This window comes from Clostridium cylindrosporum DSM 605, assembly GCF_001047375.1.
Lineage (GTDB): Bacteria > Bacillota > Clostridia > Clostridiales > Caloramatoraceae > Clostridium_AB > Clostridium_AB cylindrosporum.
In genome coordinates, this window is sequence record NZ_LFVU01000003.1 from 14,840 (window position 1) to 27,611 (window position 12,772).

26 protein-coding genes are annotated in these 12,772 nt (G+C 31.1%); 21 read left to right on the forward strand and 5 right to left on the reverse strand.

The features are described from left to right. Positions 1 to 8: 8 nt before the first annotated feature. The 5 genes from CLCY_RS01430 to CLCY_RS01450 all read right to left on the reverse strand — a co-directional run bounded on the left by CLCY_RS01430 (position 9) and on the right by CLCY_RS01450 (position 3,915). Positions 9 to 1,910, reverse strand: coding sequence for a DEAD/DEAH box helicase (locus CLCY_RS01430; protein WP_048569364.1), 1,902 nt, complete (start codon positions 1,908 to 1,910; stop codon positions 9 to 11). A gap of 137 nt (positions 1,911 to 2,047) precedes the next feature. Further along, a complete protein-coding gene (locus tag CLCY_RS01435; RefSeq protein WP_053083220.1) occupies positions 2,048 to 2,263 on the reverse strand; it encodes a YHYH domain-containing protein in 216 nt (71 codons plus the stop codon). Positions 2,264 to 2,364: 101 nt separating this feature from the next. Then, on the reverse strand, positions 2,365 to 2,991 hold the full coding sequence (locus CLCY_RS01440; protein WP_048569365.1) for a hypothetical protein: 627 nt from the start codon (positions 2,989 to 2,991) through the stop codon (positions 2,365 to 2,367). A gap of 14 nt (positions 2,992 to 3,005) precedes the next feature. Beyond that, positions 3,006 to 3,479 carry an ImmA/IrrE family metallo-endopeptidase gene (locus CLCY_RS01445; protein WP_048569366.1) on the reverse strand — a complete coding sequence of 158 codons (474 nt, stop codon included), beginning with the start codon at positions 3,477 to 3,479 and terminating at the stop codon, positions 3,006 to 3,008. A 19-nt stretch (positions 3,480 to 3,498) separates the two neighbouring features. Next, entirely contained in the window at positions 3,499 to 3,915 is a 417-nt protein-coding gene (locus CLCY_RS01450) for a helix-turn-helix domain-containing protein (protein ID WP_048569367.1), read from the reverse strand. A gap of 159 nt (positions 3,916 to 4,074) precedes the next feature. On the opposite strand from CLCY_RS01450, the gene CLCY_RS01455 reads away from it, so the two are divergent. From CLCY_RS01455 to CLCY_RS01525, 21 genes are all read left to right on the forward strand, one after another. Then, the gene (locus tag CLCY_RS01455) at positions 4,075 to 4,275 is read left to right on the forward strand and encodes a helix-turn-helix transcriptional regulator (RefSeq protein WP_048569368.1); all 201 of its coding nucleotides are present in this window, start codon (positions 4,075 to 4,077) and stop codon (positions 4,273 to 4,275) included. Positions 4,276 to 4,484: 209 nt separating this feature from the next. Beyond that, positions 4,485 to 4,640, forward strand: coding sequence for a hypothetical protein (locus CLCY_RS13690; RefSeq protein ID WP_161797090.1), 156 nt, complete (start codon positions 4,485 to 4,487; stop codon positions 4,638 to 4,640). Between the two features lie 15 nt (positions 4,641 to 4,655). Continuing rightward, positions 4,656 to 5,093, forward strand: a complete 438-nt coding sequence (locus CLCY_RS01460) for a helix-turn-helix transcriptional regulator (RefSeq protein ID WP_048569369.1) — start codon at positions 4,656 to 4,658, stop codon at positions 5,091 to 5,093. A 51-nt stretch (positions 5,094 to 5,144) separates the two neighbouring features. Further along, entirely contained in the window at positions 5,145 to 5,288 is a 144-nt protein-coding gene (locus CLCY_RS13695; RefSeq protein WP_161797091.1) for a hypothetical protein, read from the forward strand. Positions 5,289 to 5,359: 71 nt separating this feature from the next. Beyond that, entirely contained in the window at positions 5,360 to 5,605 is a 246-nt protein-coding gene (locus tag CLCY_RS01465) for a hypothetical protein (RefSeq protein ID WP_048569370.1), read from the forward strand. Between the two features lie 12 nt (positions 5,606 to 5,617). After that, on the forward strand, positions 5,618 to 5,773 hold the full coding sequence (locus tag CLCY_RS13700; protein WP_161797092.1) for a hypothetical protein: 156 nt from the start codon (positions 5,618 to 5,620) through the stop codon (positions 5,771 to 5,773). Between the two features lie 11 nt (positions 5,774 to 5,784). After that, positions 5,785 to 5,955 carry a hypothetical protein gene (locus CLCY_RS13705; RefSeq protein WP_161797093.1) on the forward strand — a complete coding sequence of 57 codons (171 nt, stop codon included), beginning with the start codon at positions 5,785 to 5,787 and terminating at the stop codon, positions 5,953 to 5,955. A gap of 53 nt (positions 5,956 to 6,008) precedes the next feature. Beyond that, a complete protein-coding gene (locus CLCY_RS13265; protein WP_053083222.1) occupies positions 6,009 to 7,058 on the forward strand; it encodes a DnaD domain-containing protein in 1,050 nt (349 codons plus the stop codon). After that, positions 7,024 to 7,431, forward strand: a complete 408-nt coding sequence (locus CLCY_RS01475) for a single-stranded DNA-binding protein (RefSeq protein ID WP_048569371.1) — start codon at positions 7,024 to 7,026, stop codon at positions 7,429 to 7,431. The genes CLCY_RS13265 and CLCY_RS01475 overlap by 35 nt, the downstream gene beginning before the upstream one ends. A gap of 14 nt (positions 7,432 to 7,445) precedes the next feature. Then, positions 7,446 to 7,721 carry a hypothetical protein gene (locus CLCY_RS01480; RefSeq protein ID WP_048569372.1) on the forward strand — a complete coding sequence of 92 codons (276 nt, stop codon included), beginning with the start codon at positions 7,446 to 7,448 and terminating at the stop codon, positions 7,719 to 7,721. Next, on the forward strand, positions 7,711 to 7,872 hold the full coding sequence (locus CLCY_RS13710; protein ID WP_161797094.1) for a hypothetical protein: 162 nt from the start codon (positions 7,711 to 7,713) through the stop codon (positions 7,870 to 7,872). Before CLCY_RS01480 ends, CLCY_RS13710 begins: the two co-directional genes overlap by 11 nt. Before the next feature lie 20 nt (positions 7,873 to 7,892). Next, positions 7,893 to 8,042, forward strand: a complete 150-nt coding sequence (locus CLCY_RS13715; protein WP_161797095.1) for a hypothetical protein — start codon at positions 7,893 to 7,895, stop codon at positions 8,040 to 8,042. Positions 8,043 to 8,141: 99 nt separating this feature from the next. After that, on the forward strand, positions 8,142 to 9,140 hold the full coding sequence (locus CLCY_RS01485; RefSeq protein WP_048569373.1) for a hypothetical protein: 999 nt from the start codon (positions 8,142 to 8,144) through the stop codon (positions 9,138 to 9,140). A 98-nt stretch (positions 9,141 to 9,238) separates the two neighbouring features. After that, a complete protein-coding gene (locus CLCY_RS01490; protein ID WP_048569374.1) occupies positions 9,239 to 9,598 on the forward strand; it encodes a hypothetical protein in 360 nt (119 codons plus the stop codon). A 12-nt stretch (positions 9,599 to 9,610) separates the two neighbouring features. After that, a complete protein-coding gene (locus CLCY_RS01495) occupies positions 9,611 to 10,018 on the forward strand; it encodes a YopX family protein (RefSeq protein ID WP_048569375.1) in 408 nt (135 codons plus the stop codon). Positions 10,019 to 10,053: 35 nt separating this feature from the next. Further along, positions 10,054 to 10,377, forward strand: a complete 324-nt coding sequence (locus CLCY_RS01500; RefSeq protein WP_048569376.1) for a hypothetical protein — start codon at positions 10,054 to 10,056, stop codon at positions 10,375 to 10,377. 112 nt (positions 10,378 to 10,489) lie between these two features. Further along, positions 10,490 to 11,014, forward strand: a complete 525-nt coding sequence (locus tag CLCY_RS01505) for a DUF722 domain-containing protein (protein ID WP_048569377.1) — start codon at positions 10,490 to 10,492, stop codon at positions 11,012 to 11,014. A 147-nt stretch (positions 11,015 to 11,161) separates the two neighbouring features. Beyond that, a complete protein-coding gene (locus tag CLCY_RS01510; protein ID WP_048569378.1) occupies positions 11,162 to 11,374 on the forward strand; it encodes a hypothetical protein in 213 nt (70 codons plus the stop codon). Positions 11,375 to 11,441: 67 nt separating this feature from the next. Further along, a complete protein-coding gene (locus CLCY_RS13820) occupies positions 11,442 to 11,639 on the forward strand; it encodes a hypothetical protein (protein WP_048569379.1) in 198 nt (65 codons plus the stop codon). 11 nt (positions 11,640 to 11,650) lie between these two features. Then, a complete protein-coding gene (locus CLCY_RS01520; protein WP_048569380.1) occupies positions 11,651 to 12,013 on the forward strand; it encodes a hypothetical protein in 363 nt (120 codons plus the stop codon). Continuing rightward, positions 12,010 to 12,585: a tyrosine-type recombinase/integrase gene (locus CLCY_RS01525; RefSeq protein WP_048569381.1), complete on the forward strand. Its 576-nt coding sequence runs from the start codon at positions 12,010 to 12,012 to the stop codon at positions 12,583 to 12,585. Before CLCY_RS01520 ends, CLCY_RS01525 begins: the two co-directional genes overlap by 4 nt. Positions 12,586 to 12,772 lie beyond the last annotated feature (187 nt).

Below are 12,772 nucleotides of genomic sequence, written 5' to 3' on the forward strand. Positions count from 1 at the left end.
ACTTTATACTACTGTTTATTATAATACGTGGATAGCACACCTTCAACAAAATTATTAAGATTAGGTAGTAAATCGAAAGCTCTATTAATATCATCGTCTTGCCATTTTGCTCTAGGTAATCCTATCTCATTTCTTAAATAAGCATTATAATACATTGCAAGCATAGCAATGTTATCTTTTGCTTTGTTTTTTAGGTACCATAGTTTACCTGTAAATAAAGCACAGTTTCTTAGATCTGTTCCTCTTTGATCTATTTCATACTTTACAATTAAGTTAGGAACAAGTTCTTCACGTATTACCAAGTCTAAGTCCTTCTTTTTATTCTTAACTATTAGGTCAGGTCGATTAAGATTTTGGTTTGCATTTTGAGCTTGAGCTGCGAAAGCCCTCGCTTGATCTTCAGTTAAATTAAACTGTTCTACTAATAGTTTGATTTTTTCGTTAAGTTCATCATCAGCCTTTTTACTTCTCCTAATTAACTCTGTATCTAAGTAACTATCAACATAAAGCGTATGACTATTTGATTCTATAACCTTTCCAACTTCAAGAGTACTAGTTGGATCTTTAGGCAATCCTGCATCATCATCATCTCCAAAGTCTGTATCTAGTATTTCATCATATTCCTTAAGATTTTTAATAACTTCACTTTCGTTTATTTCCTTTTTGTATTTTTCCCATAACTTATCTAGATATAAGTGTTCATGGGAAATTATCTTAGCAATATTATCATTTTCATTACCTTCATGTATGAATCGTAATACTCTACCTATAAATTGTACATATGGAAGTTCAGATCTAAACGGTCTAAATATAGCTGCCACTGAAAGATATTCATGATCATATCCTTCTCCTAACATAGCAACATTGACAACTGCTTGTACCCTATGATTATCAATAGATTTAAATATTTCATCCTTTGTTTCAGAAGGTAGACCTGAATAAATAACAGCTGTTTTTATTCCTTTATTTTCATAAAGTGAAGCTATCTGTTGCGCATGTGTAATGCTACATGCAATTGCTATTATTTTATGAGGAATATCATTACTAGTTGCTAATTTTTCATTTAACGCCTCTATGCTAGCATCAACGATTTTTTCTGAACATTCTTGTGAATAAGCAACACTTCTAGTAATCCAATCCTGATCTCTTAATCCTAAATTTAAAATTTCATCAACAGAGTATTCTTTGCTACTATCATTATCTATAGTAAGTTTAAGGTCACCAGGTACGTATTTTATATTCTGAAGACTTTTTACGTAATTATTATGCATTGCTCTACTAAGAGGATACTTGTATATAAGTTCACCAGCTATTTTAACTCCATCTGTTCTAAATGGAGTACCTGTTAGTTTTAATACTTTAGCATTTTTAAAGTATTCTAAACAATTTACCCACGTCTCAGCTGTGGAGTGGTGTGCTTCATCAATTATTATAAAGTCGAAGAAATCGGGATCAACTTTATTTGTTAATGAAGAATCTAATCTCTCTTGGAGTTTATGGACGTTAAGAACAACTATATTTGACACCTGAAGGACTTCTTCAGGTGTATTTTTACCTTCATATTCGATAACATTAGGCAAAGGAAATCCATATGAAAAAACCTTACGCTTATACCAAAAGTTATTAGGATTTTCTTGGCTCATATTTTTAAGTATACCGTCCCTTATGGTTGTTCCAGGTGTGATGATAAGAGTTCTTTTTTTACATATTCCGAATGGTGAAAGGGCAATTACACCTGTTTTTCCAACACCTGTAGGTAATACTACTAATGAATTTCTATTTTTATATTCACTATCAAAATAATCTTTAATTTTTTTATAAGCTTCTATTTGAGGAAGTCTTATTTCATCATTACCATATATATTAGGAATTGATGAGATAAAATAGTTTGGATCGTATGTAAAAGCCATTTTCAGCCCTCCAATAATTTAAATTTTAATATAAAACATTATTTATAGAAATGTAAAGACAACTTAGTTAAGAACTTCTATTTTAGTCAGCTGCAATATTTAAAGAATATAAAAATAAGCCCGAAGGCCTGTTGTAATTATTTCTTTTTATATGGGCACTTACCGTTTTTATGTAGATGAGGACCATATCCATGGTGGTAATGGTAACTTCCTAGACCGCTTTTATTTTTATTGTCCCTATGTCCACCCCTTGAATCAGTTCTTCCAGAGTGAGCATCTGCTGAAATTGTTACTACACTATTACCAAATAGTAGTGTTAACGCAATGAATAATGCCGATATTTTTTTCTTCATTATGTATTCCTCCTTGAGTTGTATTTATAAGTATTAAGAAGTATAAAAAACTCCAAATAATCTTATATTCTAGTATTTTTATAAACTTTATATTAATAGTGTTATTTTAATTTCTTAGCTATAGCAGGATGAATAAAGCTTCCGTCAGCTATATTAAATAAGTTCTTATAATCTGCTATAACCATAGGTTTGAAGTTTGTCCAATTTACTTCCTTGGCATTTTCCTTTGTTAATGCACAATTTATAACAGGTTCTATTTTTTCATTTCCCTTTTCATCTATCATCTTAGTAGAAGTCCACACCCAAACTTTTCCCACCTTAGAGTTAGTAAATAGTTTTTCATATACCTTTACAGATTGATTTGCAAACCCTTTAACAAGTGTCTTTTCACTCCATGTATCTTCTATAACAGTATTTACATCTACGATAGTTACTCCTTTTTCAATATTTATATCTACAGAGCTAATCTTTGTATCTCCTAGAACTTCTTTAGCTGCTTTAAGCACATTTTCCTTATTAACTTCAGCTTTAGAGAAATCAAAAGTTTCCACTTTCTTTTGCTCCTCAAGTTTCTTTTCTTTCTTTACTTTTTCTACCTTGGGGGTGGTACTTGTAGCTAATGGTGCTTGTTCTTTGTTATTGTCAGTTAAATTAGCATTTGCACCAATAACAAGTAATACGGCAACAATCCATACCCATTTTTTCTTCCATATAGGTTTCCTACCCATTTTTCTATAACCTCCTAATTTTTATAATTGTAATGTTTTATAATATTGTCATTGTAATTATCAAATTTGTATGAAATTAACTCTTGAGGAGTGCAAAAAAAACAACTTAGCTGGTCAATTGACATTTCAGCTAGTTGCTCTTTACTTATCGTAGTTTCATCTATCAATAGTTCAGCTGCAAACTTATTAGCTTCATTTTCATGTATTCCTCTAGGAAAGAGAGTATATTCTCTTATCATGCATGTACCACGTGAAGAGTGGAGTATAGCATGTCCAAGTTCATGGGCCAATACAATTTGCTGATCATGTTCATTTAGATTCGAGTTTACTACAATAAATTTATTCCTTAGTAAGTTAATAAAATAGCCTTTAGTATCATCCGTATAGTTTTTGTATTCTATATATATCCCAAGCTCTTTAGCTATAGTTAAAGGGTTTCTTGTTTCATACCTTTTAATAAGCCTTTTTACAATTCGGTGAATATCCATGTGAAGCCCCCTTACACATCTACTTCTTTTTTCTACCGTATTTTTCTTTATTCATATCTTTTGCTTTCCAAAATAGCTCTTGAATATCTCTCATAACCTTTTCTTTATCTTCATCATTAACTTTATCATTCATAAAGAAAGCTTCAGCGTTACTAAGAACATCATCTAGTTGATTAAGATCTCTTTTAGTAACTGAATGTTTTGAACTATAGTCTTCAGGTATAAGAACTTCATTTTTGTTATTTGTTCTTCCCAAAAGATAGTCAACAGAAACATTAAAAAAATCTGCTAATAGTTCTAAGGTTGTAAGATCTGGAGTACGTTTACCCTGTTCATAAAAACCATAGGCACTAGTAGAAATATTAAGCTTTTCTGCAACATCTTTCTGTAAAATATCTTTTTCACGTCTAAGTTCTTTAAGACGACTAGATAACATTTATTTCACCTCAATATCTTTTATAATTACATTATACAACTTACAGTTGTAAAATAAATAATATACAACAAAATGTAGTTGAAAGTATTGACAACAACAGTTAGTTGTATTAATATGTAATTAAATACAAACAACTTATTGTTGTTTAGGAGGGAATTTATGAATAAGACAGTTAGAATTCACTTAATAGACCTAAGAAATTCTATTGGACTAACACAGAAGCAGATTGCAGAAAAAGTTGGTATAACTACAAGTTATTACGGAATGATAGAGCAGGGTGTTCGTACTCCCAAGTTAGATATAGCAAAGAAGATAGCTTATATTTTTAATAAAAAAGTAGAAGAAATTTTTTTTGATTAGCTAAACAACTAAATGTTGTATTAATCCAATCACGTATAGACCTTTCTTATCTTTAAGGTCATTATACAACCACATGTCTGTTATTACTATGAACTGGTTGTGTTATTAAGTACTAAGAAATGTAAGTTGCATTTCTATAAATAAAAAAATTTTATATACGTTTCATGGAAAATTAGTTTGAGTTAATAAATTAAAAAGGGTTGAGTAACATGGAAAAATTAAAAGAAAAAGCAGAAAAGGCATGGGAATATTTAAAGGCCCATGGCATACATACTGAAGCCGAGCTTGATAAGGCTCTAAAGGAAATGAAGCTTGATATAGGGATATTTGTATCACCTATTAAACTTGATAATAAAACAGCATAAAAAGGGGGACTACAATTGAGTAAGGACTTTGAGAACATCTATAAGACAGCTAGGGAGCTTGCAGGTATTACACAGGAGGAGGCAGCATCAAGGATAGGTGTATCATGGCGTTCAGTTTCTAATTATGAAACATTTACAACTATTCCAAGAGATGAAGTTGTTGATGTGATGGTAAGAGTATATGGAACTCCATGGCTTGCCTATATGCATTTCAAGCACAATACACTTCTTGGAAGAAAATATCTACCGAGCATTGATATAGGAGATTTAGCTAAGGCTGTACTTAGGTTTCAGAAAGAAATGGCTGATGTTAGAGAAATAACTCCTACAATGATTGAGGTAGCTTGCGATGGTGTAATAGATAAAAGTGAGCAAGAGAAGTGGGATAAGGTAACAAGAGAAGTCCTAGAATTTATTGGTGCTGGAATATCTGTAATATATTCTAAGTGCTAAATTTTTTTAACTTTTTAGCTTCAAAATATTTGAATTAAAGGGGGATATATGATGTCGATACAAGATTTATACCTTTTGTATGATAAAGGGTATTCAATTCATTTAGACGGTGATAAAAAAACTTTCATAATGGAAAATGCAGATAGAAAGATAAAGGGAATTGTAGGCATAAAAAAAGAGAGCCGAAGCTCATAAATTAAAAACGTTATTTATAGTTTAATTGATTTTTGTAACATATGCAAGTGCATAGAGAGGGAGTGTTTCATATGGCTGCTAGAAAGCTTAGAGGAACAGATATTAAATGCATAAGAAGTTACATGGTAGATTTTTTTAGAATTGATACTGAACATGAAGGACATTGTGTCATAAAAGATTTTGTAGTAGATGAAGAGCTTGATGAAGCTTATGCAGATATAAAAACTAAAAATGGTTGGTATTCAGCTTGTTTACGATTTGAGCAAAGATTCGGACGTAACATCATACCTACAGACTTTAGTTTTAGTAAGTATTAAGGAGGAATTACGATGAATGCAATTATGGTTAGTAAAAGAGAAGTTTTTGACTTAGCTGTAAAGATACATTTAGAAACAGGGTGCAGATATATAGACGCTATAAATAAGGCATTGGATATGTTTGAAATGACATGGAATGATCTTAAGTATCTATGTGTTAAAGCTTAAGGTGGCGCTTTATGAGGGAAGATTTCAGAAGTAGTAAGTATGTGGAGTGTCATAGAAAAGATACTCCCATAAAAACTACTGAAAAGAACAGTATTATATCCTCAGAAAAAAAGCCATGTTTTGTATATAAAAAGATCAAGGATATAAACGGTAATACTTATGAGCAATTATCAATAATATAAAGCTACCCCAAAATAGGGTAGCTATTTACACAGTAATTTAAGGGGGAGTATAAGTGAGTAAGATTTTATTTGATGAAAACCCACTTGTAATTGATACTACGCTTGCAAAGGTTATAGGTCTTAATGAAGCAATAATAGTTCAGCAGATTCACTACTGGTTAGAGATAAACAAGAAAAAAGCACTTAATTTTATAGATGGGAAGTACTGGACCTATAACAGTATAAAAAAGTGGCATGAGGAGCACTTTTCATTTTGGGTAGAAAAAACAGTAAAAAGAACCTTTAGTAGCTTAGTTGAAAAAGGTTTACTAATAACAGCTAACTATAATAAATCAAAATTTGATAAGTCTTTATGGTATAGCATTGACTATGAAAAACTAAGCGAAATAGTTAAAAACTTTAATGAAAATAAAGAGGACAGTCGATTGGGACAAAATGTCCCAATCGGAGAGGACAAAAAGTCCCAATCCAAAGGGACAAAAAGTCCTAATGGAGAAGGACAAATTGACCAAATGGAGGAGGACAATTTGACCCAACCTATACCAGAGACTTACACAGAGACTTCTACAGAGATTTCTACAGAGACTTCATCATCATCTTCATCAGAAGGGGGAAATGATGATGATGGTATTCCTAGGGAAAGTGATTTTAACAATTCTGATTTTCAAGAAATCATAAATTGCTTTAATAACAACATTCATCCAGTGACCCCTATGGAAGCACAAAAATTATCGTCATGGCATGAAGATGTGGAGAAGGAAGTTATTATTTACTCAATTGAATCAGCAGTGATGTATAACGCAAGAAACATGGGGTATATAAGCAAGGTGTTTAATAACTTGATAAACGCAGGAGTTAAGACAAAAGAAGGACTAGAGGCATACATAAGAGATTTTGAAGATAAGAAAAATAGAAAGAACATAGGACAAGGGAAAGAAGTACAAAAGCCTAATGACGAATATGCTCCAGACATTAAGAAACTTATAGAAAGTCAAAGGGAGAAATCAAAGGAACTTGTAGAAAAATACAAGGATTGGACTCCTCCTAACTATGATGAGGTGAATAACAATGAACAAGGTATTTTTGATAGGTCGATTGACTAGAGATCCTGAGCTTAGATTTACTCCAGGGAGTGGACTTGCTGTTACTACTTTTTCATTAGCAGTAGACAGAAGCTATGTTAGTCAAAATGGTCAAAGGGAAGCTGATTTTATAAATATAGTTTGTTGGAGAAAGCTTGCAGAGCTTGTAGCTAATAACTTGTCAAAGGGTAGGTTAGTAGGTATTTCAGGTAGCATACAAACTAGAAAGTATCAAGCACAAGATGGAAGCAACAGATACGTAACAGAGGTGGTTGCAGATGAAGTTAAGTTCCTAGATTGGCCAAAAGGAGCTTCAGGAGTAGAGGGGAATACATCCAGTAATCCAGGTTATGGCGAGTTCTTCCCTACAGATGATACAGAGATACCGTTTTAGTTGGGGGTGCTGTAATGGATAAGAGAAGAGAGAAAGGTTCTAAGGTTATAAGTACAGAGTATGAAAGCTTTATTGCAGATATAAAGGCTAGGCTTACTAAAGGTAGCATGGTTAATATCACAGGGATTAAAGTGCAGAAGAAGAAGTTTACTCGTGCCATACAAGGTACTGTAGAAGAAATATACAGAGACTTTATTGTTATAAGAAGCAAGAATGACAAGAATGGATATAGAACAGCTTTTAACTTTGTTGAAATGTTCTGTGATGGAGTTAGATTTAATGAGAGGTAGGTTTATAGTGGCTAAGAAAGGTGTTAAAGAGCAGTATCTAGATCGAATAGCAATGCTAGAAGATGAAATAGCAAGGACAAGTAACCCTGTACTAAAAGAGACATATGAAAGTCACATAAGCTTTTTAAGAGAAGAGTTAGCAAGCTTGTAAATAAGGAGAAGTGATTTACAGTGAGGATACACATACTTAAATATAGTGAAAATGGCAAGGAAGTAGAAAGAGGCTTTAGAGATAGAAGAAAGGCTGAAAAGTTGAAGAAAATAAAAGGAGGCACAATAAGGCATTTAGATGTTGACATAGAGGTTAGAATAAGCGTTTAGACATAAAAATTCGTATTGTGACATAAAGATGGTCTTTGAAAATTAAATAATATGGTATTATATTTATAGCTATATAAACTTTAAATAGGAGAGAGAACTATGCATAAATTTAAGTTGAGTGTTCCGTTAACATATAATAACATTTCTAAATATAATAGTTATGCTTCTGGTAGTAGCATAGTATTTAAAATACAGGATTATGTAGAATTTAACACACAATATGAATTTGAAAGAAATGAAGAATTTATCAATGAAGATATTAAGATAATATTAGAAGGAAAAGAAGAGCATATATACCTTGTTATTCAAGATATATATGCTAATGATAAAGATGAAGTTTACAATAGTTTCAAAGACTTAATCAATAGAGTTTGTATAATATTAACTTTTTCAATGCAAAGCAAAGTCGCAAATACTAATTATTTTCATTCTAAGTTTACATATAATCCTAGTGACATAAATATTGAAATTTTAGATGGTTATCTCCATAGTTTTGGATACAAGGATACATTAATTTGTACAATAAATAATCGAGTAGATAACAATGAATTTAAAGACTTATTTGTAAGTATGAATAAAAGTGATTCTTTTAAATTTATCATGGAGGCGTATTATAGATCTTTTGGAGAGTTGGAAGATAGAAGTAGGTACTATAATCTATTTACTATTATTGAATATATAGAAGAAAACTATAAGGACAAGTCCAATTCATTAAAGTTGTTTAATAAAAGTTTTACAGATGAGGTTTCAAAGGTATTTTTAGAAAAGCTAAGTGAGGAGTATCTTGGATTTTCGGAAGATACTATAAATGATTTGATAAGTGGTTTTAAATCTTATTTAGGTAAAATTACTAATAAATCAAGAGCAGAGAAATTATATAACATTATTACACAATATTTTGGAATTAAGAAAGTGATTTGTAATTTTGAAAAAAAATCATATGAAATAACTTGTGAAAAGATAAGGAGTTTTATTAATTTTAGAAATAAGTTATTTCATGCTAAGTCTTTTACAGAAGAAGAATTGAAGATGTTAAGAAGTATTACTGATGAACTTATGGGGCTGTGTGATAATATTATCTATAAACTCCATAAATAATTAGATAATAATTAAATTGTTATAATACCACGAATTTTTACTAAATAGTCGTGGTATTTTTTATTTGCAATAAGATCATATTGCGAAGGAGGGAGAAGATGAAAGGTTATAACAAAATCAAGGAAGACATGGTTAATACTTTGATAAAAGATATTTGCTTTTTAGAAAAGATAAAAGATGAAAATAAAGTTAAAGAAATAGAAGCATGGGTTAAATCTTTAGATGATAAAACTCTGGAACATGGATTTAAGATCAATCGATATATGGCAATTATAAGAGAGAAGAGAATAAAAATAGAAAGCTTCATAAAAGAAAATGGATATTCTTATACGGTTGAAGAAGTAGTAGAAGCCTATAAAAACCAATGGATAGAAGGGCCTTATTTTAAAGATTCAATGAAACATTGTATTAAAAATTTAGCAAAAGAAATAGAGGTATTTATTAATTGCACAAAATAAGGGGGAGAGAGTGTGCCTAAAGATATTAAGTTTAGAGCGTGGGATAAAGAAGAACAGGAAATGATAGACCATGACGACTTACAGCAAAAAGATGGTGATTGTTGGTGTGTCTATAACATAATTACTCATGCAGTGAATGAAGATGATGATTTAGTATTTATGCAATATACAGGTCGTAAGGATAAGAATGGTAAAGAGATTTATGAAGGCGATATTGTAGAAGGTGGATTTATGAATCCTTTGACCAATAAATTTATAAGTAAAAAATACTTAATTGTATATAACTCAAATGGGGGATATTACAAAGGAGAATTAATAGGGAGTACGCCTTATGGTGATACATGGCTTCAATTTATAGAGGGTGAAGTTATAGGTAACATTTACGAACATCCTAGCCTATTTAAAGAAGTTACAGAGTAGGACATAAAATTTTTATATTGTGAAGGGGTGAAATGATGGATAAGAAATATTTAATCATATGCCTAAGACATGGTTATTGGGAAAGGTACGACAATCTTGTATTTTGGGGCAAAAATAGTAGTGGGTACGAAGCTGATTTATCTAAGGTAGGACTTTATACAAAGGAAGAAGCTTTAAGAATATGTGATTATGGAGATTGCTTTATATCATTGGATAAAATCGGAATATCAGAAGAACTTTTAAAATTTAGTAATTCAGCAGTTGAAATGAGAGTTAAAAAGACTGATGAGATATGTAAGTATGTTAATGACTTTGTGAGAATTATGGAAAATAAAAAACTTATGAAGTGGGGAGCATAGCTACACAAAATAAGGAAAATACGAAGAAAAAGTATAGTAAAAAGAAAAGAGCATAGCATCTTGCTACACCCCTATCTCATACGCAACTTAATTATAACATAGGGGTGATAGTATGAAAATAGTAACGGACCTATATAAAAGAACTGAGGGAGTACTTTATAACTACAATAAAATAAAAAGAGAAATTAAGAACCTTATTATTGAAATAGACTCAATTAAAAATAGTTTCAAAGGTTGTTCATCTATAGAATACACAGAGAAAACAGGAGTAACACATAAAGTAGGTAGTGTAGTTGAAGATGAAGTCCTAGAAAAAGAAAGGTTATTGCACAAGTTAACATCAGAGCTAGTATCTAAGCAAAATCTTATTCAAAAGATTGATAATGTCATAGAGGACTTAGAAGAAGATAAAAAGTTTATACTAGAGCACAAATACTTATGCACAAATAAGAAAATGACATGGCAACAAATAGGTATAATGTTAAATGTAGATGGGAGCAACTGCTGCAAAATGAGAAGGGAATTGATTAATGAGATAGCAGATTGTATTTGGATAAGTGAAAAATACCAAATTGATACCAAGATTGACCAAAGATTTACCCAAAATAACCAAACAATTACCAAAAATGTGGTGTAATATATAAGCATGAGAATTACTCATAAGTACTCCCACAAACCTAGTACTATATTATTAAAAAGGCCCTTAGGTAAGCATATTGTCCAGAGAGCCTTTTTATATTAATATTTCATAATAATGGTATAATTGTGACAGGAGGCGATATGTATGAAATTTGGAGTAAGAAAGCCAAGTTTTAAGAAAAGTCTTAAAGCAAGAACAACTGGAAAGTTGAGAAGAAAAGCTAAGGCAGCTATAAATCCCTTATACGGTAAAAAGGGAATGGGGTGGATTAATAACCCTAAGAAAGCAGCTTATAATAAGGTCTATAACAAAACAAGCATAGGATTGTTTGATTTAATAAAGAAGTTATTTAAATAGAATCTGTAAGAACTCTAATATTAGGGTTCTTTTTTTATATAGAAAAATAAGAAAGTAGGTGATGTATATGAACATAGCTACAAGGCTAAAAGAATCACAGCCCAGTGTATATACAGCCTTGAAAAGCAAATATAAATATTCTCCTAAAAGAAGAAAAAGACGAAGTAGAAAAGAGAAGCTAAGTGAAAAAGATATAAGAAATCTCATGGGGCAAAGTAGGTCTATATATAAGAGAAGTAAGGGAGGATCTATGAAGCAGATATAAGGAGTGGTTATATGAGGTTAAATAAGGTGACTATAGAACCTGTAACATCAGCTATAGAAGATCTAGTAATTGTTAAAAACCTTCTTGAAAATATATCTAAAGCTGAGACAAGCACAGGAAACGAACATATCTGTAAGAGATATGTTGATGTTCAAAACGTGGCTAGTGTTGCTAAAGAATTAAATGATGAAGGATTTAGAACTAACGGTAGAAAGTATATAGGCAAAGATGTTAGTAAGGTTATATCCATTACTCCAGGAACAATAGGAGCAGTAGCTAAAGCATTTCATAAGTTCAACAATACTCTTCAAAATGGTAGTAAAAGCTTTACATCTCTACTTAAAGAATTAAAAGCTATAGGAGAAATAAAGTGAAAGCAGATCCAATACTTGATGTAGAAAGAATAACAGATATATCTGATTATTTAAAAGTAAGAAACAAAAGAGACTATGTATTATTTTCTATAGGTATTTATACAGGGCTAAGAATACAGGATATATTAGAACTTAGAGTGAGAGATGTTAAAACTGATAATGGGAAGATAAAAGCCTACATCAATAAGAAAGACACTAACATGGATGTAGAAGTAAATGATGAGCTTAAGATGATACTCAAGGACTACATTAAAGATAAGAAGGATTATGAGTATCTATTCAAGTCAAGGCAGGGAGCTAACAAACATATATCAAGACAAAGAGCCTATGACATATTAAGTAGAGCAGGCAAGGAGTTTGGTATAAGGATATCCCCCCACAGTCTAAGAAAGACATTTGCAAGAATACTGTTTGTAATGAGCAACCAAGATATTACAATACCAATGCAAGCCTTAGGACATACTACACCAGAACAAACAAGAAAGTATATAGGAGTAACTGAAGCAGTAGTTAACAGTTACATACAAAAGATAAATCTAAAGGGAAATAATCGGAAGTCTAAATGTATTTGATAATGACATTGACGTTCTCCATACATTAAAAGCTAATGGTTAATTTTAATGTATATATAGAAGAAGGAAAAATCTTTTCATAGATTGACATTCTATTATTTTTGTAAATCTCAAATGGAGTTATTTGGAAGTGATACAAGCCTTGAAAACAATAGGTACTTTGGCGAGTTTTTCTGCGTTGCGGGTC